This window comes from Acidovorax sp. GW821-FHT10E03 (assembly GCF_059415205.1).
The window spans coordinates 224900-246608 of record NZ_JBWKMU010000007.1 but is presented as its reverse complement, the minus strand read 5'-3'; the positions used below and the strand labels follow the sequence as shown (position 1 = coordinate 246608).

19 protein-coding genes are annotated in these 21709 nt (G+C 59.5%); 18 read left to right on the top strand and 1 reads right to left on the bottom strand.

Annotation, left to right across the window (positions count from 1 at the left end):
- The first annotated feature begins 2 nt into the window (after window positions 1–2).
- The 7 genes from speD (at window position 3) to AC07OD_RS14480 (ending at window position 7828) form a co-directional block, all read left to right on the top strand.
- On the top strand, window positions 3–392 hold the full coding sequence (gene speD, locus AC07OD_RS14510; protein WP_494597321.1) for an adenosylmethionine decarboxylase: 390 nt from the start codon (window positions 3–5) through the stop codon (window positions 390–392).
- Window positions 392–1582, top strand: coding sequence for an MFS transporter (locus AC07OD_RS14505; protein WP_494597320.1), 1191 nt, complete (start codon window positions 392–394; stop codon window positions 1580–1582). Before speD ends, AC07OD_RS14505 begins: the two co-directional genes overlap by 1 nt.
- Window positions 1583–1627: 45 nt before the next feature.
- On the top strand, window positions 1628–3334 hold the full coding sequence (locus AC07OD_RS14500; protein ID WP_494597319.1) for an NAD(P)/FAD-dependent oxidoreductase: 1707 nt from the start codon (window positions 1628–1630) through the stop codon (window positions 3332–3334).
- Window positions 3335–3390: 56 nt separating this feature from the next.
- On the top strand, window positions 3391–4764 hold the full coding sequence (locus AC07OD_RS14495; protein WP_494597372.1) for a cation:proton antiporter: 1374 nt from the start codon (window positions 3391–3393) through the stop codon (window positions 4762–4764).
- Window positions 4765–5080: 316 nt separating this feature from the next.
- Window positions 5081–5824 (top strand): FMN-binding negative transcriptional regulator, encoded by a 744-nt coding sequence (locus AC07OD_RS14490; protein ID WP_494597318.1) that lies wholly within the window; start codon window positions 5081–5083, stop codon window positions 5822–5824.
- Between the two features lie 646 nt (window positions 5825–6470).
- Complete coding sequence (locus tag AC07OD_RS14485; protein ID WP_494597317.1) at window positions 6471–7403, top strand: tyrosine-type recombinase/integrase; 933 nt, start codon at window positions 6471–6473, stop codon at window positions 7401–7403.
- A 182-nt stretch (window positions 7404–7585) separates the two neighbouring features.
- Complete coding sequence (locus AC07OD_RS14480) at window positions 7586–7828, top strand: helix-turn-helix domain-containing protein (RefSeq protein WP_494597316.1); 243 nt, start codon at window positions 7586–7588, stop codon at window positions 7826–7828.
- An 84-nt stretch (window positions 7829–7912) separates the two neighbouring features.
- Here AC07OD_RS14480 and AC07OD_RS14475 read toward each other — a convergent pair whose 3' ends face one another.
- Window positions 7913–9349: an aminotransferase-like domain-containing protein gene (locus AC07OD_RS14475; protein WP_494597315.1), complete on the bottom strand. Its 1437-nt coding sequence runs from the start codon at window positions 9347–9349 to the stop codon at window positions 7913–7915.
- An 87-nt stretch (window positions 9350–9436) separates the two neighbouring features.
- On the opposite strand from AC07OD_RS14475, the gene AC07OD_RS14470 reads away from it, so the two are divergent.
- The 11 genes from AC07OD_RS14470 (at window position 9437) to AC07OD_RS14420 (ending at window position 21048) form a co-directional block, all read left to right on the top strand.
- Window positions 9437–10438, top strand: a complete 1002-nt coding sequence (locus AC07OD_RS14470; RefSeq protein WP_494597314.1) for a 3-hydroxyacyl-CoA dehydrogenase family protein — start codon at window positions 9437–9439, stop codon at window positions 10436–10438.
- The gene (locus AC07OD_RS14465; protein ID WP_494597313.1) at window positions 10438–11463 is read left to right on the top strand and encodes a threonine ammonia-lyase; all 1026 of its coding nucleotides are present in this window, start codon (window positions 10438–10440) and stop codon (window positions 11461–11463) included. Before AC07OD_RS14470 ends, AC07OD_RS14465 begins: the two co-directional genes overlap by 1 nt.
- Window positions 11460–11984: a RidA family protein gene (locus AC07OD_RS14460; protein ID WP_494597312.1), complete on the top strand. Its 525-nt coding sequence runs from the start codon at window positions 11460–11462 to the stop codon at window positions 11982–11984. The genes AC07OD_RS14465 and AC07OD_RS14460 overlap by 4 nt, the downstream gene beginning before the upstream one ends.
- Entirely contained in the window at window positions 11968–13278 is a 1311-nt protein-coding gene (locus AC07OD_RS14455; RefSeq protein WP_494597311.1) for an aspartate aminotransferase type Ic, read from the top strand. The genes AC07OD_RS14460 and AC07OD_RS14455 overlap by 17 nt, the downstream gene beginning before the upstream one ends.
- On the top strand, window positions 13275–13805 hold the full coding sequence (locus AC07OD_RS14450; RefSeq protein ID WP_494597310.1) for a cupin domain-containing protein: 531 nt from the start codon (window positions 13275–13277) through the stop codon (window positions 13803–13805). Before AC07OD_RS14455 ends, AC07OD_RS14450 begins: the two co-directional genes overlap by 4 nt.
- A gap of 39 nt (window positions 13806–13844) precedes the next feature.
- On the top strand, window positions 13845–14825 hold the full coding sequence (locus AC07OD_RS14445; RefSeq protein WP_494597309.1) for a Bug family tripartite tricarboxylate transporter substrate binding protein: 981 nt from the start codon (window positions 13845–13847) through the stop codon (window positions 14823–14825).
- 11 nt (window positions 14826–14836) lie between these two features.
- Window positions 14837–15877 (top strand): SMP-30/gluconolactonase/LRE family protein, encoded by a 1041-nt coding sequence (locus tag AC07OD_RS14440; RefSeq protein ID WP_494597308.1) that lies wholly within the window; start codon window positions 14837–14839, stop codon window positions 15875–15877.
- Window positions 15878–15952: 75 nt separating this feature from the next.
- The gene (locus AC07OD_RS14435) at window positions 15953–16942 is read left to right on the top strand and encodes a Bug family tripartite tricarboxylate transporter substrate binding protein (protein ID WP_494597307.1); all 990 of its coding nucleotides are present in this window, start codon (window positions 15953–15955) and stop codon (window positions 16940–16942) included.
- Window positions 16943–16959: 17 nt separating this feature from the next.
- Complete coding sequence (locus AC07OD_RS14430; RefSeq protein ID WP_494597306.1) at window positions 16960–17670, top strand: alpha/beta hydrolase; 711 nt, start codon at window positions 16960–16962, stop codon at window positions 17668–17670.
- 671 nt (window positions 17671–18341) lie between these two features.
- Window positions 18342–19013 carry a carboxypeptidase-like regulatory domain-containing protein gene (locus tag AC07OD_RS14425; protein WP_494597305.1) on the top strand — a complete coding sequence of 224 codons (672 nt, stop codon included), beginning with the start codon at window positions 18342–18344 and terminating at the stop codon, window positions 19011–19013.
- An 85-nt stretch (window positions 19014–19098) separates the two neighbouring features.
- Window positions 19099–21048, top strand: a complete 1950-nt coding sequence (locus tag AC07OD_RS14420; protein WP_494597304.1) for a hypothetical protein — start codon at window positions 19099–19101, stop codon at window positions 21046–21048.
- Window positions 21049–21709 lie beyond the last annotated feature (661 nt).

The following is a 21709-nucleotide window of genomic DNA, read 5'->3' as shown; positions in this document are numbered from 1 at the left end:
TTATGGATGATACCGGGTATCACTACATCATCGACTACAAGGTTCGCGGCAATGGCGTCCTGAAAGATCCTCAGGCTTTAAAGGCCATCTTTGGAGAAGCTCTGAGTAACTTCACTGTCATCGGCTATGACCATTATAAATTTGAAGGAGGCGGCGGCGGTGTGACTGGATTTTTTCTTCTGTCTGAGTCGCATTGCTCGTACCATACATATCCTGAGAATAATTACATTGCTGTCGATGTATTCACCTGCGGTCGCGATCCTGGAAATGTGGCAGCGTATATTGCGAAGAAATTAGATGCAGTTTCCTATTCGATGCATTTCATCCGGCGAGGAAGTCACGCCCTCCGTGCCTGCATTGCATCTGCCAACCAGGCTGTTGAGGTAGCCTAATGTATAGGCGATGGCTTGTCTTGGCGGCGTATTTCGGAGTTGTAGCTGCGAGTCATATGCTTTGGCTCAATATTGCACCGCTTACTTCAATAATTCAGGAGAAATATCAGATCGGAGATATGGCGGTCAGTCTTCTTCTGCTTGTTTTCCCGTTGCTGTATCTACTACTCTCTTGGAACGCGGGAGCACTTATTGATCGGAAAGGGTACAGGTACGCAGTACTTTTCGGTAGCGCTATAACGGCTGTATTTTCCCTGCTGCGCATTGTTGATGGCAACTTTGCTTGCCTTTTTTTTGGACAGGTTGGCATTGCTTTTGGTCAGCCATATATCGTCAACAGCATCTCTGTATTGGTCGCCGACCAATTCGATGAGGGCAGTCGAGCCACGGCCACTGGCATTGGTACAGCTGGGATGCTTGTCGGTATGGCCATAGGGCTTGGACTGACGCCTGTCCTGTATGCGCGAGCTGGATTCAGTGCCACCATGCTGATTTTTGCACTGACCACCTTGTTCATCACAGCCATTTTCTATTTTGCCACTATGAGGGTGGTAAACCAGGCTGTGTCGCTTGGGACACAAAAGACTGGAGCGGTGCTGAATGAAATACGCTGGAACCGTGCGTTAGTTAAGCTGTATTTACTTTGGTTTGTCGCATATGGGGCCTTCAACGGGCTAACCACTTGGCTTGAACCGATTTTAAAGCGGCAGGGTATTGATGCAATAGATGCGGGTCTAACGGGTGCTTGCATCATCGCTGGAGGAATTGCTGGCTGCCTTATTATTCCGGTGCTTGCAGATCGATGGCGCCTCCGAAAAACTATTGCTGTTCTTTGTTGCTTATCTGCGCTAATTATTGCTCAGCCTTTTTTTAGGACAGATTGCGCTATTTGGTTGCTTATGCTGGGTTTCCTTTTTGGCTTTCTTTTCCTGCCAGGCTATCCGATAGTTCTTGCAATGTGCCAAGAGGTCGCAAATAAAGCCCAGGCCGGTGCTGCAGTAAGTTTGCTGATGCTGTCAGGTAATGCTGGGGCAGCCATTGTTATCGTTTTGATGCCACTGGTAAATAATGGCGAAAATGAGTGGGGTAATGCTATATATCTCTTGCAGTTAATGTTTGGAATTGCATTGTTGCTGTCTTTGGGTCTTTCTTCCAAATCAACCCTTAGCAGAAGTAAGCAATGTATTTGACATACTGAATTAGGCTGAGTCTGTAGGTTTTTAATAGGGGAAAATATGAAAACGGAATTGTTGAAGCTGAAGAATTATGATGTGGCAATTATGGGTGGCGGGCTGGCTGGACTAAGTCTCTCAATCCAGCTGAAGCTGAAGGAGCCCACACTTAATGTTGTTGTTCTAGAAAAAACTAGCCACCCGGTTCCTTTGGCTGCGCACAAGGTTGGTGAGGCTACAGTGGAGGCTGGAGGGCACTATTTCCATACTGTAATCGGTATGAGAGATCACATGGAGGAGTCACAGATTCTTAAACCAGGCCTGCGCTTCTATTTCACGGCTGGTGATAATAGTGATATTGCACGTCGAGGAGAATTCGGGCATAGCCATTGGCCAACAGTCGCGGCGTATCAGCTGGATCGTGGCGTTTTTGAGAACGCTCTTGCACAAAGGGCGTTAGAAAAGGGTGTTCATTTTCTTGATAACACTGTCGTTACTGATGTTGATCTGCGAACGGATAGTAATCATGTGATCACTTATGAGAGTCAGGGGAAGGAAGATTCGGTAAGTGCAAAATGGGTTGTTGATTCCAGTGGGCAGACGGCAATTCTGAGACGTAAGCTTCGACTAAAGAAGGAGTCTCCTCACCATTGCGGTTCCGTTTGGTTTCGCATTCAGGACGAGATTGACATTGATGAATGGTCAACAGATGAAGGATGGCGTGGGCGGGTGGAGCCCCAGCTACGACGGTACGCTACAAATCATCTGATGGGAGAGGGTTATTGGGTATGGCTCATACCTCTATCATCCGGTGCTACGAGCGTGGGTATCGTGGTGGATCCGGATTATCATCCGATCAGGGATATTCGGACTTTGGATTTGGCGATTGAGTGGCTCAGAAAATATGAGCCGCAATGTGCGAGGGCTGTCGAGCTAAATCTTGATAAGGTGTTGGACTTCAAGATCATGGCTAATTTCTCAAACGACTGTGAACGTGTCTATTCGAGTGATCGCTACCTTATCACCGGTGTGGCTGGTCCTTTTCTTGATCCATTTTATTCTCCTGGATCTGACTTTATTGCGTTGGGAAATACCTTTATTACAGATATTATTCGGCGGGATAGGGATGGTGAGAGCGTAGAAAATGTTATTGAATTTTATAACGCAACCTTACTTGACTTCTTTAGGGGCGCGTTGAATATTTACGATCACCAGTATCGCATTTGGGGTAATCCACAGGTGATGACATGTAAGCTGACTTGGGACTATGCTTACTATTGGGGTGTCTTTGCGCTGTTATATTTCAATGAGAAATTCACGGATATTGATTTTCTGTCAAATTCGTCAACTGCGGTTGGTAAATTGCAGGCACTTGCCGCAAATATGCAAAGATTCTTCCGGGATTGGGATCAGGCCGTCAACACCAAGGATGAGAATTTCTACGTTGATCAGTTTGACATCGATTTTTTGCATGATTTCCATAAGGGAATGGTGGTGCGGCACACTGACCCTGCCCTAGAACACCGGGTTTTGGAGAACATCACCATATGTGAGAGCATAGCTAAATGGATGATTCTGCAGGCCTATAAACAGATTCATGACGGTGGAATGCCTCTGGATCTGGCGGAAATTAACCCTTCTGATCTGACATATGCAGAGTTAATTGCATTGCCTGCTGGATGTGCGGATAAGTCCGCTGATCCCTCAGTGCCTGGACTGGAGAAAATATGGGTGTCGGGTGATCTGCAGCAATTGGAGGAAAATCTGTGACAGCTCATTTGAGCAATCATGGACAGGCCGCTATGGGGCGGCCTGCGTTGAAACAAGTGATCGTGTACCTTGGGTTAACAGTCATTTTTGGCTTGGCTATAGCCTTACTGCTCCGATTTGCTCCGACTTTGCTTGGGGTCACTGATGGTATCGCGCCATCTAAATCTGAGGGGGAGGTGCATCTCCCTTTCCTAGCGAACTTGCGCGGGTCCTTGGGCATCTTCCTGCTTCAAGTGCTATTGGTAGTTGCTGCTGCCAAAATTGCAGGCGTGTTCATGAGCGTACTTGGGCAGCCTCGAGTAGTTGGTGAAATGATTGCGGGCATTCTGCTCGGTCCATCATTTTTTGGATGGATTGCTCCGAATCTCCATCAGTTTGTCTTTTCGCCTGGATCACTTGATGCACTGAAGGCGCTAAGTCAAATTGGGGTGGTGTTCTTTATTTTTTGCGTAGGCTTAGAGCTTGACGGACGTTCGATTAGGCGAAACACCTCTTCTGCACTCGCGATTAGTCACTTCAGCATATTTTTACCGTTTCTACTTGGCGCGGTAATGGCTGTCTGGCTTTACAGGAATTACGCCCCAAGCTCGGTAGATGTCAGAGCCTTTTTGCTATTCATCGGCATTGCTATGAGCATTACGGCGTTTCCAGTGCTGGCGAGCATATGTCGTGAGCGCGGATTGCTTGGTTCACCACTCGGCGGGCTGGCACTAGCATGCGCTGCGATTGATGATGTAACTGCATGGCTCGGATTGGCGGGGATTATTGCCTTTGCTCGAGCGGAGGGCATGCTTAGCACAGCAATGACATTGATCACATCTCTCGTGTACTGCGGGGCTATGTTGTGGTTTATCAAGCCTTATTTTGATAAATTGAAAGTGGATCCTAATATCAATCCAGGGAAGACGATGTTCCAGATTGTCATATTGGTGTTTGGTTCATCCTTGTTGACGGAATTCATCGGTATTCATGCACTTTTTGGTGCATTTATGGCCGGATTTGCGGCCTCAGGTAACTCTGCCATTCGTCACTTTGTAGAGCAACGAATTGAGCCTTTTGCCACGGTGGTCCTGCTGCCTCTATTTTTTTGCTACGCCGGGTTGCGAACAGATCTTGCGCTTATCGATAATATGTATGATTGGTTTGTGTGCGCTGTGGTAATTGGTTTGGCGACACTTGGTAAGCTCGGGGGGGGAGCAATTGCCGCGCGGGCAATGGGTCATACTTGGCGGCAATCACTATCTCTGGGTGCACTAATGAATACGCGTGGACTAATGGAGTTGGTTGTCCTAAATATTGGACTTGACCTGGGAATTATTACGTCACGGTTGTTTTCAATTATGGTAATTATGGCTTTGGTGACTACACTGATGACTGGGCCGCTCTTGTCGATATTTCATTCTAATAGAAGCGGAGCTTTGCTGAGGTAATTCTGAGATAAGGCGCTGTCCGATGTCGTACTGCGAATGGCGCGAGCAATTTATTGCCGTCGATGATGATGCATTTGCTACTCAAGCGTTCGTGGGCTTGGATGCGAGCTTGCAGCTCGATGCATCGCCGGCGGCCAAGACGGGGGCTACGCTTGACTTGCCTTAGCATATAGGGAGCGCTTGGAGGGCGCTACGCAGCTGTTCGTCGATAAAATTCTGTACCGTGCGTGTCGCGTTGGCACCCTGTCCCTGTGAGCATGGTGTCCAACGGTCGATTGCTCATAGTGGCAGACCTTGTATCTGAACGCTCATCGCGATGAAGATTGCCGATAGAGGCCTGCCGTGTAATGCATGGTTTTCCAGGCCGAGCCCTGATAGTGTTGCGCCGTTGATCAACCTATATCATGAGAGTTTTATGTACGTACCAAATTACCATGCAATGCCTGACCTTGAGGGCGCGCGGGCTGTGATCGAGGCCTACCCCTTGGGGGCCTGGGTTACCGTTACCGACGAGGGGCTAGTTGCCAATCATATTCCCTTTGTGCTTGACAGGTCTCGCGGGCCGTTCGGGACGCTACTTGGCCACGTGTCTCGGGCTAATCGAGTGTGGGAACAGCTCTTGGACTCGGTGCAATCCGTTGTCATGTTTCAGGGACCGCAGTCGTACATCACGCCAGGGTGGTATCCCTCCAAGAAAGAGGATGGCAAGGTGGTGCCGACGTGGAACTATACGGTTGCCCACGTACATGGAGTGGCCCGTGCAGTTGACGATCCGGTTTGGTTATATGAGCTGCTAGTCCGGCTAACTACAGTCAACGAAGCCACGCGGGCATCGCCGTGGAAAGTCGCAGATGCACCGGCGGACTACGTCGAGAAGATGATTCGTGCTGTGGTTGGCATTGAAATTCCGATTGAGCGTCTCGTCGGCAAATTGAAGGTTAGCCAGGATGAGCCTATGCAGGATAGGCTAGGTACCGTTGACGGGCTGTTGGCCGAGGGGAGCGATGGTGCAATCAAGATGGCATCGCTGGTGAAGCTTGCTATCGAGCGAGGCGACTAGCTTCGAGCCGGAGGCAAGTCTTTGGCTGCGCCGATGTGGTTTCGCGTCATGCCGGCGACGCCGTGCCATAGTCAGGCTGTTTCGTCGATCTCAGAACCCAAGTGCTTTCCGTCTCCGACGTTCTATCAATGGTTTTCACAATCTTAGCCGTGTTCGCGAATTCGCTTCCCTCGACGGCAGTTCTGCCCTGTACTTCAGAGCCGTTTTTTTCGGATCTCTCCGTGAAGCGGTGAAGAAGGCTCTGTAAGCCGATTCACCAGCAGCAGACTTGAGGCCTATCCAAAACAGGATGTTTTCCCTGGATGGCGGCAACGCGCTCCCTGAACATCTAGGCTGAGCGCCACATTCGTTATATTTCGCGGATGAATATCGAGTACGTCTTCGAACGATGGGGGCAGGCTGCATTTGTCCGGCAGAACTCGGTTGGGCTGCGGCGATTGGCGACTTATGCCCGCACTTCACACCGCACCAGGCCAGTGCACAGGCAGCCTATCACGGAGAGCGCAATGTGACTTTGTCCATGGGAGCAAATGGCGGCTGCAGCCCTGCCGGGAAGTCTGCCGAAATCGCCTGAATTTGGGGTGATTTCGCGCTGGCAATCAATCTCTACGTTCTGCAGCATCAAGAGTCAACGAATGCTTGACGGATGCTCGAAATGGATGCGGAATGGTTGACGCTCTCCACGACCTTGTTGCTGGCGGTCATCAGCGGAATGACCTATGGGGCCGCTGGCCGCGACCATGGCCTCACACGCACTGCCGTAGAGCGTCGTGTGAAGGCTCTCGTGTTGCGATTGATCCATGAGGTAGGTGTCGACGGCCTTAACGAAAGCCGGGCCAAATTCGTGAGGCAGCTTCGCGGGCATCACGAAGCTATTGAGGGGGCGCTGGCGTGCTACAGCCCAGCCGAGAAGTGTATCGAAGTGGCTGCGCAAGTAGTGCTGTCGGACGAGGACATTCGGAAGGCTATATGTCGCGTGCGCTTGCGCACGGTGACACCGGAGCGTGACGTGGCAATGGTGTGGATCCTGCTAGCCACTGGTCTGAGACCGATTGAGGTGGCACGCTTGGAGGTCGCCGACTATCTGAACGAGGATGGCACGATCAGAATCAAGTCGCAGGTACGCGCATGCGTCGCTGAGAACAACGTGCTTCGGCCGCTGTATTTCTCCAGTTCGGCCGCTTGCGACGCAATCGACACCTACCTCGCAACACGTACTGGCCAGGACGAACGGGACAAATCGGCGTCCCGGCTGGCAAAGTTGTCCTATCGTGGGCTTGACCCATGCGCCCCGTTGTTCCTTTCAAAGGAGGAGCGTGCCTTCTTGATCGAGTGCATTCCCTCCGTCTCGGGGATGCGCTCACTGTGCGCGGAAATCCACTATGCGTACCGAAAGATTTTTCACCGGATCGGCATTCCCGGACTTTCGGCGCAGAAGGTGCGCCACACGGTGACGGATCGACTGTTGCGCCGTGGCGCAAGCAAGCGCGAGATAGGAAAGCTACTGGGGCTGCGTGAATTGCGCGTGGCGACACGCCCGCGGCCCAGCTTGGATGAACTCATGGATGAACTTGTCTAGGTGCAGTAGCGCGCCTAGACATCCCCGCATCGCTCCGTGATCGCATCAGGCGAGGGGCGCCTTGTCGTGCATCTGAACTGGTCCGTCAGCGTTACTCATAGAGAGTGTTCTGATAGCGAGTGCACTTATTCAGCGTGGCCTGATAGCAAGCGAGCCGATAGCGTTCTAGCCAAAGGAATGCTATGGAACTTGAATATGATCCCCTCGTCAGCTTCGGTCGCCACCTTGCTGCCACGCGCCGTAGGGCAGGGGTGTCGCAGGAAGCACTGGCTCAAAGCAGTGGGCTGTCAAGAAGCTATCTCTGCGAAGTTGAACGTGGACTTCGCAACATTGCGTTGCGCAATATCTGCTTGTTGGCGCAGGCATTGAGTTTGCCGCCTTCCGCTCTACTTGAGTTCGAACGGTTGGCGCAAGACACATCCTGAGAGGACAAAGGGGGCGCCCTAAATGCTCCTCTGTTGCCTCACCGCTGATTTCCATACCTGCGTCCCAGCCCCAACGGTGAGTTGTTAGTCGATCGCGCTCAGCAGCGAGGGGTTCTGCGTTAAAAGGCCGACAACACGTTCCAAGGCGAGCGACAGTTCGTCGCGCGACGAGACCGCACCGGAGGCAATGCGCACGGCGTTGGGCGCCGTCGCTGGATCCAGAGAAAACACCTTGGCTGGCGCCACGACCACACCCTCGCGGCGCAGCCGCATTGCAAAATCCGACGCATCCCAGGGAACCGGCATCGGTAACCAGAAGAAAAGGGCTTCCTCCGGCATTGCGGCGGCATGATTGCCCAGCAACTGCGTAGCCATGGCGTGGCGGGCCCTGGCTTCTGTGCGGACCTGATCGATCAAGGTGGTGAGTTGGCCGTGTTTGATAAGGTGGGTGACCAATGCTGCTTCGAGGGCTGGAGCTGACTGCATGGTGGCCCGCAGGATGTCCACGAGTCGTTCGGCCTTTGCTGCTTCGGGCGCGACCACGTAGGACACGCGCAGGCTGGGCGAGATCAATTTGGCCAGACCGAAGATCGAATAGGTGATGTCCGGTGCCAGAGCGCCGATCAGTGGCGGCGGAGCACTGTGCAGGCTTCCGTATGCATCGTCCTCAATGATCGTGAGACCACGCCGGCGTGCGACCTCGATGAGCGCACGTCGTCTGCCCAGGCTCATTACCGCGCCACTGGGATTTTGCAGCGTCGGCACGCAGTACAGCACGGTAGCCTGTGAGGCTTGGGCCGCCGCGTCCAGGGCGTCCGGAAGGATGCCCTCGCCATCCAACGCGACCGGTACCAATTGAATGCCCAGCACCGTGGCCAGGGTGCGCACCGTAGGCCAGCACATCGACTCCACCAGCAGCTTCCCGCCGGTTCCGACCAAGCTGGACAGTAGGGCGATCAAGGCATTGCGCGTCCCCGAGGCCATAGCGATGCGCCCATCGAGCGCCGCGTCGAAGCGGGGCTGCAACCAATCGCGTCCGGCCGCGAGGTCCAGCGCCGGCACGGCGCCGGCGCGTCGTGCCAGAAAGTCAAAGCTGCGCTCGCCTGTCAGCTGCTGCACGGCGGCGGCCAGCGTTGAGGCGATCTCCAGGTTCGGCGGCCAAGTGGACGTGAGATCGATGGGCTCACGAACTGCTTCTTCGGATTGCACCTCGACGCCCGAGCGAGTCAGGTCCTTGTCCCCGGACACGAAGGTGCCCTGGCCATGGTGCGACTGCACCAGCCCGATTCGCTTGGCCTCGTCGTAGGCGCGCGTCACGGTCGTGAAGTTCACCCCAAGCTGTCTGCCCAACTCGCGCTGCGACGGCAACGGTGCTCCAGGCATGAGTCGCCCCTCACGAACCTCTTGCGTCAGCAGTTCCACGATGCGCAGATACAGCGGACCTCCCATGGTTTCGATAGCGGCTTTCCAGCGCGCGGATTTTTCTTCATCGCCTGCTTGCGATCTGCGTACAGATAACATACACTTCTTGCACGATATGAGTGAACTGTATGGAGTTTTGTGCATACAGTTCGGTTTGTTGGATGGCAGTGAACCAAGGAGTCGAGTATGAGTGATAAGCAAGCTGTTGTGGTTGGTAGCGGGATCATGGGACGGGATATCGCCGCGATCTTTCTGAAATCTGGGTGGCGGACTCAGGTCGTAGCCCCGGAGACTGGCGAGTGGGAGGCAGTGCGAAGCCATGTGGCCCAGTCCGTGACGCAGATGGGCGGAAAGTTGTGCGCAGATCTGCTGTGCCTGCGGCCGACGCTGGAGGACGTGGACTGGTCGGACGTCGAGATCGTCATCGAGTCGGTGACTGAACGGCTGGAGGTCAAGCGGACGGTTTTTGCGCAACTCGATGCGCTGGTACCAGAGCACGTACCCGTTGGCTCGAACAGCAGCGGCATGCGTATCACGGACATTGCCCGAGACTGCAAGAGCCGCGCCCGGATGGCCAACGCGCACTTCTTCCTGCCCGCCCATCTCGTGCCCTTGGTGGAGATTGCCAAGGGTGAGTTCACGCAGGACGACGCGATGGACCGTCTGATGCGGATCTTCTCTGACGTCGGTCGCATCCCCGTGCGCGTCAACCGCGATGTGCCGGGCTTTTTGGCCAACCGCATTCAGCACGCGTTGATGCGCGAGGCGTTCTCGGTCATCGACGAGGGCCTGGCGACGCCCGAGGACGTGGATGCCGCTGTGCGTTTTGGTTTCGGCTTTCGCTACGTAGCCGCTGGTCCCATCTTGCAGAAGGAGTTCGCTGGGCTCGATACGCAGTTCGCGGCGGCTTCGTCGATCTATCCGACCCTGTGTAATGACAGCGTGCCCAGCCGGACGCTGCGCAATAAGGTGGACCAGGGCCGCTACGGTACCAAGAGCCGGCACGGCTTCTGGCGCTGGACGGATGAGCAGATCGCGTGTGAGCGGGCGCGCTACGAGCAGGTGCTGCAGCAGGCGCAGCGGTTGCTCGCGCCCACCTTGGTGCCGGGCACTGCGGAGGTCGGTCAGGGCGGGGCAGGGACGGATGCCCCCGCGCCGATGGCGTACCGTTCTGTGGAGGCGCCGTGATGACGCCGATCCCCACTGCTACTGCTGCGCTCGCGGCCAACGTGCCGGATGTGGAGCGGGCCGCCGAGCGACTGCACGACTGGGCCATCACTACGCCCTTGCTGCGCTCCGCAGAGTTGGATGAGCTCACAGGCGGGCGTGTCTACCTCAAGGCAGAGAATCTGCAGCGCAGCGGTTCGTTCAAGTTCCGCGGAGCCTGCAACCGCATCCTGGCGCTGTCGAGTGCGGAACGATCACGCGGCGTCGTGGCCTATTCCTCGGGGAACCATGCCCTCGCGGTCGCGCAGGCCGGCCGGATGCTGGGCGTGCCCGCCACAGTCATCATGCCCTCCGATGCGCCGGCTATCAAGATCGATGGGTGCCGAATGCGGGGTGCGACGGTGATCCTGTACGACCGGGACCGTGATGACCGCGAGGCCATCGGCCAGCGGCTCGTCACGCAGCACGGCTTGACATTGGTGCCGCCTTTCGACGACCCACTCATCATGGCCGGAGCGGGCACTGGCGCATTGGAAGCGCTGGCCCAAATGCAGGGCCAGCCCGTGGACACGGCCCTGGTGAATTGCAGCGGTGGTGGATTGGCGGCGGGCTGGACGCTGGCATTGCGCGCGGCCTGTCCGCAAGCCAGCATCGTGGTGGTCGAGCCCGAAGGCTTCGATGACGCGGGAAGATCACTGCAGGCGGGTACTGCACTGACCAATACGCGCAGATCCGGTTCCATCCAGGACGCGCTGCTGGCCCCAACGCCGGGTCAACTGACCCTGCCGGTATTGCAAGCTCATGGGGCGTGCGGCGTCACTGTCTCGGATTCGGAGGTGTTGGACGCGATGTATTTCGCTTTCGCCTCGCTCAAGCTCGTGCTGGAGCCGGGCGGAGCGGCGGCGCTGGCCGCAGTACTGGCGCGCAAGGTGGATCTGCAGGGGCGAAACACGCTGGTGGTCTGCTCCGGCGGCAACGTCGATCCGGCGGTGTTCGCGCGTTGCCTGTCCCGCGACGACGCCGATGGACTGGGAGGACGGCCATGAATGCGACCGCCATATCCCATTCCGCCGAGCGGCGTGCACGCGAGCTCGGCCTGGAGATCCCGGCCAAGGTCTCGCCAGCGGCGCACTACGAACTGCTGACCTCGCACGGTGGCTTGCTGTACCTGAGCGGGCAACTCCCGCGCGTGGGCGACAAGGTCGCCGTGACGGGCTGTGTCGGCACGGAGGTCTCGCTGGAGCAGGCGCGCGAGGGCGCACGCCTGTGCACGCTGCGTGCGCTGGCCGTGCTGCGCCAGGCTCTGGGCACCCTGGATCGCGTCGAGCGAATCCTCAAGCTGCAGGTCTTCGTGCATTGCGATGCGGATTTTGCTCAGCACAGCAATGTGGCCGATGCGGCCTCCGACCTGCTCGTAGAACTGTTCGGCTCCAACGGCCGGGCCGCGCGGACCGCCGTCGGCGTTCGCCAATTGCCTCAACGCGCGAGCGTTGAACTCGATCTGATCGTTGCGGCCCCGGCGGCAGCGATGTCTTCTCTGGAGTTTCCCCATGCCAACCACCACTGAAGCCCTTGCGGCTCCATCCGCTTCCGCGCGCGCACCGGTGCCTACTCCTTGGACTCCCAGCGACCGCCAGCGTTGGCACCGGCATTTCGATGCCTTTAAAGCCAGGGGCTTGCGCATCGACATGACGCGCGGCAAGCCCTCCACCGAGCAGGTCGCGCTGTCGGATGCCATGCTCGAATGGCCTGGCCTTGGCGGCTACCGTACCCAGGAGGGCGGCGATGCCCGCAACTACTACGGCAGCCCCCTGGGGTTGCTGGAGGCGCGGACTCTGTTTGCGCCAATGCTGGGCGCGCCGCCCGAGCAGGTTGCGGTGGCCAACAACTCCAGCCTCGCGCTGATGCATGACGCGATCGTGTACGCGCTGCTGCACGGTGTGCCCGGCGGCGCGGCGCCCTGGCAGACGCAGAGGCCGAAATTCCTGTGTCCTGTGCCGGGCTATGACCGCCACTTCGCCATCTGCGAGGCCTACGGCATCGAGATGGTGCCGGTGCCGATGACGGGCCGCGGACCCGACATGGACGCGGTCGAAGCCCAGGTGCGCGATCCGCTGGTCAAGGGCATGTGGTGCGTGCCTGTTTATAGCAATCCCACGGGCGAGACCTATGCGCCCGAGATCGTTGAGCGCCTGGCGCGCATGGCGACGGGAGCGCCCGATTTCCGGATCTTCTGGGACAATGCATACGCCTTGCACCACCTGACCGATGTGGAAGAGGGTGTTCCCAGCATCCTCGCGCTTGCCGCGCAGGCCGGCCATCCCGATCGGCCGCTGGTCTTCGGCTCGACCTCCAAGATCACCTTCGCGGGTGGAGGCCTGGGCCTGCTGGCGGCCTCCGCAGCCAACATGGCCTGGTACGCCCGCCACGCCGGTATCCGCTCAATCGGGCCGGACAAGCTCAACCAACTGCGCCACGTGCGGCTGCTGCGCGATCCGGCGGGACTGCGCGCGCACATGGCTCGCCATCGGGCCATCCTCGCACCCAAGTTCGCACTCGTCGAGGCGTCTTTGCAGCGCGAACTGTCCGGCCGCAGCCTGGCGAGCTGGACCACGCCGTGCGGCGGCTACTTCGTGAGCCTGCAGGTGCGCGACGGCTGTGCGCGCCGTGTCGTGGATCTGGCAAGCGAGCTGGGCATCGCGCTGGTGCCGGCCGGGAAGGCCTTTCCCCTCGGGCACGACCCGCACGACAGCCACCTGCGCCTGGCACCGAGTTATCCCACGCTGCAGGAGCTCGAGCTGGCGATGGAGGGCATCTGCCTGAGCGTCCTGCTGGCCACCACCGAGGAGGCACAGCCATGAAGGGTCATCTCATTGATTTCGCCCACTACCTGGAGCGAACCGCCCAGCCTGTCGGGCAACCTGCGATCTGGCGCAAGCCCGAGGTGGACGCTGCGCTGGCGGCCCAGCCCACCAGCCAGCAGCGGCTCACGCGGGCCATGGCACTCACGCGTAGCGACGAGCCCAGCGCCTTTGCCTTGAACGGCAGCATCTCGCTGATCGTCCAGGCCCTGGGGCCGGGCGAGCGTGGGCGGATGCACAGCCACTCGTTCTGGCATCTGTACTTTGTGCTCAAAGGGGAGGGGGCTTCGGTGATTGGCGACGAGCGCATTACCTGGTCGGAAGGCGACAGCTTCTACGTGCCGGCCTGGGTGGCGCACGACCTGCAGAACCTCAGCGACCAGGATGACGCCATCGTTTATTCCGCACAGAACCTGCCCGAACAGGCCTTCAGCGGCTCGCTCATGCGCCAGGAGCCCGGTGGCGGATACCTGCACATCGCGTCGGACCTGGCGGCCGACATCGCCGCCGATCCCTCCAAAGGCTGAGCGGACCGCCCCACCTTCCCACATCTTTCAGGAATCCCTATGCAGTTCTCCAGATTGCTGCGCGCAGCCGCAGCCAGCCTTAGCCTGCTCGCATCATTTTCAACGACCGCCCAGGTGGCAAGCGATCGGCCGGTCCGCCTGGTCGTCCCGTTCGCTGCGGGCGGCGCCACCGACATCGTGGCCCGCGCCGTTTCAGACGTGCTCGCCCGGGAACTGGGTCAGCCGGTCATCGTCGAGAACCGGCCCGGTGCGGGTGGTGCGGTCGGCGCGAACTTCGTCTCCAAGGCCTCACCGGACGCCTCCGTGTTGGGCCTGGCTACCGTCTCCACCATGGCGACCAACCCGGCGATCAACCCCAAGAATCCCTATGACCCGGTCACCGGGTTTACGCCGGTCATCACTCTGGCCACGGTGCCAGTGGTGCTGGCGGTCAATGCTGCCCGGCTTCCGGTGAACAGCCTGGACGCGTTGGTGGCACAGCTCAAGCGCTGCTCGGTTCCCTGCACCTTCGCATCGGCGGGTGCAGGGGGCGTGGGCCACCTGGACGGGGAGTTGTTCAAGGCGCTCACGCACACCGATCTGGTCCATGTCCCTTACAAGGGGGCCGGACCCGCGATCTCGGACCTGCTCGCTGGCCAGGTCGACATGATGTTCGACAACCTGCCGTCCATGCTGCCGCACATCCAGTCGGGCGCCTTACGTGCCATCGCCGTCATGAGCCCTCGTCGCAGCCCCAGCCTGCCGCAGGTGCCCACGTTCACCGAGGCCGGCATTCCGGCGATGGACAACACGGCATGGATGGGGCTGGTGGCGCCACCGAAGCTGCCGCGGCCGATCCTCGACAAGCTCCATGCCGCTGCGGCGCGCGCGCTGGAGGACACCGCCGTGCGACAGCGCTTCGAGAAGGCGGGCATACAGCCGGAGGGCGGCACCTCGGCCGCGTTCGCGGAACTTATTCAGCGCGAACTCGCGGTACGTCGAAAGATCGTCAAAGAGCAGCAGCTCAAGCTTGAGCCGTAAGGAGCAATGAGATGCAGGCGTATCACACGCATCCTTACCCGCTGCCGCATGACTTCCGAATCCAGGCGGCAGATCTGCGGCCGGCGTTCGCCGGCCTCAAGAGCCCGGAATGCATTCTGGCGAACCAGGAGGGCATGTTCCTGATGTCGGACCGGCGCGGAGGCTTTACCGCCATCACGCCGGATGGCCAGACCCGGTTGATCCGAGGCGCCACCCTGGAGGGGCGCGCGCTGCATGCCAACGGCATTGCGTTGCGTGGTAATGGCCGGGTGCTGGTCGCGCATCTCGGGGACACGGACGGTGGCGTCTACGAGTTGGGTGCCCATGGGCCTGCCGTGCCCGTCGTCACTGAACTGGAGGGGCGGCCGTTGCCGCCGACCAACTTCGTGCTGGAGGATGCCTCCGGTACCGTGTGGTTCACGGTCAGCACCCGCCGGATACCTCGCATGCAGGGCTGGTACCCGGATGTCGCGGACGGCTACATAGCGGTGCACGATGCCCGGGGTACTCGCATCGTGGCCGACGGGCTGGGTTACACGAACGAGTTGGCGTTCTCGCCAGATGGCCAGTTCGTGTACGTCAACGAGACCCACGCGCGGCGCCTGACGCGGTTTCGGCTGCGGCCCGGGCCGGTGCTCACCGATCGCGAGACGGTGTGCAGCTTTGCACCCGGCGATCAGCCCGATGGCGTGTGCTTCGATGCCTTCGGCGGCGCCTGGGTGACTTGCATCGTCAGCAACAAGGTCTACGTGGTGCGGCCCGATGGCGAATGCCAGCTGGTACTGGCCGACACGGACGAAGCGCATGTGCGGCGGTACGTGGACGACCTGCAGGCGCGGCGCCTGCAGCGCGACAGCATCTGGACCTGTGGCGCAAGCGTGCTCGGGAACGTGTCCAGCCTGTGCTTTGCGGGGCCGGAGCGCAGGACCGTGTACCTCGGATCTCTGCTGGGCGAACGTGTTCTGTGCTTCGACAGCCCCGTGCCGGGAATGGCGCCGCTGCATTGGGGCCGGCGCTTCGCCTCCGCTGCCGAACTCTTGCAAACCCGCTGATCGGTGGGGCCGGGGGGGCTTCGCCTTGGCCCACATCGAGCAGGTCCGTCATTTTCTGATTCTTGGAGACTTCCGATGTCACGTCTTCTGAAATTCCTGTTTCCGTTCCTCACGGCCCTTGGCGCGCTGACGCCTGTGGCTGCCAGCCAGGCCGAACAGGCCTGGCCCCGCGACACCATCCGGGTTGTTGTTCCTTTCGCGCCGGGTGGGCTGACCGACGTGATCGGGCGCACGCTGGCCCAGGAGCTGTCCAAGACGCTGAAAGTGCCGGTTATCGTCGAGAACAAGTCCGGTGCGTTCGGCCTGGTCGGCACGGAGTACGTTGCGCTTGCCAAGCCGGATGGCAACACGCTGTTGGTCGGCGGTGGCATCGTCGCGCTGGCGGACTCCCTGTACCCCAAGCTGCGTTTCGACCCGCGCAAGGACCTGACGCCCGTGTCGATGATCGAGCGCAACGGGCTGCTGCTGATCGCAACGAATGCTCAGGAGCGATTCCGAGAAGCGAAGGTACCGGATGTGTTGGCGTGGTCGCGCGAGCGTCCAGGTTCCATCGCCATTGCATCCTTCGGCTCGGGAAGCATCAGCCACATGGCGCTGGAGGCGCTCAGGTCGAGCCAGAAGGTGGATGTGCTTCACGTTCCTTACCGCGGCACGGCGCCGGCCATGCCCGACGTCATCGGCGGCCAGGTTCCGCTGATGTTTGACAACACCGTCACCGCGCTGCCGCAGGTGCAGGCGGGTAAGGTCCGCGCGATCGCCTACACCGGCAGCAAGCGGCTTGCACAGTTGCCGCAAGTGCCGACTTTTCTGGAACTGGGGATGCCCGGCATGGAGGTCTACAACTTCTTCGGCCTGTATGTGCCGTCCGGCACGTCGCCAGCTATCGTTGAGCGTCTGAACTCCGAGACCAACCGGATCTTTAGCGAACCGCAGGTGATCGCCAAGTTCGCCGAGATGGGGGCTGAACTGCATCCAGGCCCGGCGCGGGACTTCACGCGATTCCTGGAAGGGGAGCGCTCCCGCTGGGGTGGCCTGATCCGCGCGCGCGGCATCCGGCCCGAATGAAGCCCATGGGGCCCCCGATGAATGAAGTCGATTTCCGCGTCGCTTTCGAAGGCGTGGAACTGCATGCCACGGCAACCTGGGATCCGTGCGGATCCTGGCATCCGGCATACGTGCTGTTCCTGCATGGGGGCGGCCTCAGCACCAGTTCCGAGAACACGCGATACCTGCGGGCTGAGCTGGCGAGCGAGGGCGTGGCCAGCGCTGCCTTCGATTTCTCGGGGCATGGGCGTAGCAGTGGGCGCCTGGAGGACGCGACGCTGCGCCAGCGTCAGGAGGAGGTGTGCCGGGTCGTCGATAGCCTGCGGCCGGCGCACCCGCGCTTAATCGTCGCGACCAGCATGGCCGGGCACACGGCCTGCCGCATCCTTGACGCCGTTCGTCCCGATGCGCTCGTGCTGCTGTGTCCTGCAGCCTATGAGATGCGTGCAGAGAGTGCTCGTTTCGGAGAAGCGTTCCGCGCCGTGATCCGCGCAACGCAAACTTTCGGTGATTCACCGGCCTTCGAGGCCCTAAGTCGATACGAGGGGAAGGTGCTGGTCGTCTATGGATCGCAGGACAAGGTTATTCCCGCAGAGGTACAGGATGGCTACACATACGGTGCCACCCACGCCAGGAGTCTGCAGGTCCTGCGCCTGGCGGGCGCTGGACATCGGTTGCACGACTGGTTCGCAGATCGAGAATTTGCATGCCGGGATCTGGTGGCTCGGATCGTCTCTATGATGACTTGATCTGGGGGGCCTCCATACCCTTTCTGTCGCATACTCTGAGAAAAGCCGGGCATCAGCGAGCGCATCCCGTGGGCCAAGCTTTCCGTAGCCAAGCGACACCTTTCCTCATGAGGACCAGTATGCTGCAGGTGCCGGTTTTCCTGGACTTTCAATCCGCTCCGAGTTGACTGCCTTGCTTGATCAGACCCTCGGCGGCAATCGACCCGAAGCTGCCTCTCGCAAGCCTCACTGCACATCCGCGAAGCAGACACCAAACCCCGCCCTCACGGCCGGCGTGTCGGACGCTAGAAGTGGCGTTCACGCTCCTTGCGCCTTCGCCGAACTCGGCCACGTTGCTCCTCTGTCCACAGTGGTGCTTCTGCCGCCGCCCGCGGCCGCACGCATCTGGACGAACTGCCACCGGCTGACCTCATCCGCGTTGAGATCGCTCAGATAGCGCGTCAGGGCCTCACCCTGGCATGTTCGATCTCGACGCGCACCAACCCTTCTGCGGCGTTGATGAGCCACTTAATGAACAACTAGGGATAACTAGGGATGACATTCCCGATTAAGGGGGGTAGCATTTCCAGTTCTCAAAAAGATGGTGGTGGTGTGAGACGACCGCCGCAGGCGGCATTTTGGTGTACTTGGCTGCGCCCCCATCGCGTTGTCGGACCCCACGGGAGGACGCCATGATTCGCGTTTCTGCGCTTTCGGGTGGCTGTGGCCACCTCTGGGTGAATCGAACGCTCAATGCACTGACTCTATTGTTGGTGCTCACGATCGGCCTCGACAGCGGATCGACCCATGCACAAGTCTTCAATGCCGAAGACAGGCTGTTGAACGGCGGCCTGCTCGCGGGCGTTGTGGTTGATGCCAATGGTCGACCCATAGCAAATGCCATCGTCAATCTCGAGCACGTGTCGGCGGACGTCTCCGAATGCGTGCTACGCATCTATGGCCCCAATCGGGGCGTGCCCAAGAGCGTGACGACCACCAGCAATGGCGTGTTCCTGATCGCGTTCGAGTGGGAGCCGGAGCAGCTCGGGTGCGTCCTCGGCGGGGCAGTGCCGAAAGCCAAGCTCCATGTCTTCGTGTATGACGCCAGGAACAACTACGCGAAGACTGTTAAGGAGGTCCCGCTGCTGCTTGCCCCTAATCTTGCAGCCATCCTCAAGGGCATCACCCCTCGCGCCAGCGGGCCTCTTGGAGAGGAATTCAACAAGAAGGTTGATGAGGCCGCAAAGAACAATCCCGCGCTCAAAGCCTATCTCAGATCCCTCTCACAAGCGATGTCCGTCGAGATGTATGGCCTGATGGGTGACGCGGGTGCGATCGTTGCCGCGCGGCCCGCCGCGCGCTAAGCGCTGGCCTCGTCAGCCACTCAAATCACTCGGGGGTGTTGCCATGCGACATCTTGATGGGCACGCCAGAAGCGCCTTCTCGCTCATGGGCATTGCATTGGCGACCTGCCTGTGTGGAGCGCGCGCTGCGCACGCCGATGAAGTCGACACCGCCGTGGACGCATTTGCGATCGCTGGAAGCAGCGTCGGTGTTTCGATCAACGAAACCGAGAAGATCATCGTCAAAGCCATCGTGCGATGCGCGGGCAGAAGCGTGAACGGAAGAAGAGTCGACTTGGGTTCGTGTGCGCGCGCGGAAGTTGTCAAGCGTTTGCCGACCGAGGCTCAGCCGCTGGTGGATTGCATGCTCAGGGGCAGAACGATCGACGCATGCGCCGTGCAGAGCATGCTCGATCGGCTCCCGGTGGAGACGCGCGGGATCACTCAGTGCCTGGCCGAGGGGAAGCGGTTGACCGAATGCGGCACCGAAGACGTCCTGAGGCGACTACCCGAACAGACTCGCTCGATTGAGCAATGCATCGTCGGCGCCCGCCGCCCGTTCCAGGTCTGCGCTGGCGAGGCCGCGCTTCAGGGGCTGCCGTCGGACGCGCAGGCCATTGCGACCTGCCTGGCGCAGCGTCCGGACTTCGGCAAATGTGCCAAGCGTGCGCCCTCGAATGCGCCGTACCGTCGAGCACTCGAGGTGATCGACAGGCTCAAGGCGGACAACCGAACTGACCTCGGCCAGAACCCGACGGTCTCCATTGGCAACATTATTCAAGTGGCGGACGGCATTCGGGAAGACGACTGGATCAAGGTCAGCTATTACGGTGGAGCCGAGGTCTACAAGGTCGCGGCGAAGATCGTTTTGAATGCAATCCTCACGCCGGCCTTCCAGCCGCTGATCGGCCCCATCGCCGACGCCATCATCCAGCATCGCGTCGACCTCTTTGCTCGGGTGGTCAAGGCGGTGAAGCACGCCGACATGGAGGGCGCCACCGAGGTCGTGACCGAGTTCTACCTGGTCATGCACATCGAAGTGGCGTGCGCACTGCCCATGCCCGACGCGATGCGCGAGGCCTTGTGCGGCACCGCCGGAAAGATTATTAAAGGTCTTGCGAGTGCAGGTGGTGACGTTGCCCAACTGGCCGTTCAACTTATCGAGCGGCCGCTCGACATCCCGTCAACTCTATGGGACTCAACTCAGCGCATTCGCGAACGCGCCTCTGGATTGGATGATGACTGCGATTCGCCTGCATTCTTCTACGCGACAACCTACGCGCGGTGCTATCACCCAGCCGCCAAATTCCTGATGACCGATCCTCACCGTTTCGAGGCGGTGACGCAAACCATCAACGATACGTGCCGCCAGCACTACCGCACTTGCTACTTTCAGAATCGCGTTAACGATGCCTGCAACCCACAGCGCGAGATGTTCACGAAACACGTTCACCAAGTTGCAACGGGACTGGACCAAGCCGCTGCTGCGTATGCGCGCACGTTCGCCGGCTCGATCACCTACTCAATCTCCCACGCCGGAAAGGAGGTCTGCCAGGGAACGGCGTCAAAGTTGTTTATCGCCAAGGAGATAGAGCACTTCAAGGTCGAGTGCGCGCAGAACCTTCGACTCCAGGTGCCCGCAAGGGGCAATCCGCTTTCCGATACCTGCGGCGGCAAATTCACGCTACGCGATTCCGCGCACTGGGTGGCGTGCGAGCGCGCCATCGATGCCGCGCATTCGGTCGAAGCCGCAGCGGCAGCGTGCCGCACTACCTGGCCCCGTTACATTCGCCTGGGCAAGATCAAGCCCTCCCTCAAGCGAGTGGACATCGAGCGCGAGACCGTCGAGGAGACTCCCCTCACACTGCCGGTCGGACGCAAACCCAACCGGGCCCTGGGCGTTGCGCGACCGGTCGACCACCAGGGCGTGCCCATTGCGCCGTCCCGGCCGGAGCCGAACAGGCAGCCCAACAGAGCATTGGGCGCCGCGCGTTCCGTAAACCAAGTCATTGCGCCACGCCCATCAAACCCGGGCAGTGCGAATGTCAGCCGGTGATTGGAAGAATGCGATGGATGGGCTACGAGCGCATCCCCGACGATCGCGCAGCAGACGTCACTGTCCGCCTCAATTGCCCCTGCGCGGCGCCTGGTGTGCTCGCCGGCCTGCCGCGGCGCCGAAATCAAAACGCCTGATCGCCCGTGAAGCGGACTTGAGCGAATGTCGGTTCATGGCCAAACGCAGTCGGTCACAACCTGAGAGCTGACCAGCTATAACCAGCACAAACAGTTGGCTCTATCGGATATGTACATCCCGAGGTGAGTGCTCAAAGAGAGTTGAAGCGCCTCTTGCAGTCACGCTTTGAGCGTGCACGCTCTGAACATGAGGAGTGCGATGAACATCTGATCGCGATGGGAGAGGACTGCAGCGCGACTTACATCGCAGGACGTAGCCATGAAGCATGGGCGGTCTCATACATACAGAAAAGGTTGTGCTGTGCGCTTGCAGCACGGTTTTCGTATGGGATGGTGCGGGCCCACGGCACATGAAACGCCGCGCCTCGGGGCGAGAAGCGGGATTTCCACTTCGGCTTTGATCCGAGACAAGCGAACGGCCGCAGGGGCGGGCACCCCTGCAGCCGTTCTGACCACAACGCACATCACGCAATGGAAGGTGCACCATGGCTATTCCAATTATCGCTCCGGAAGGGGCTTGTACG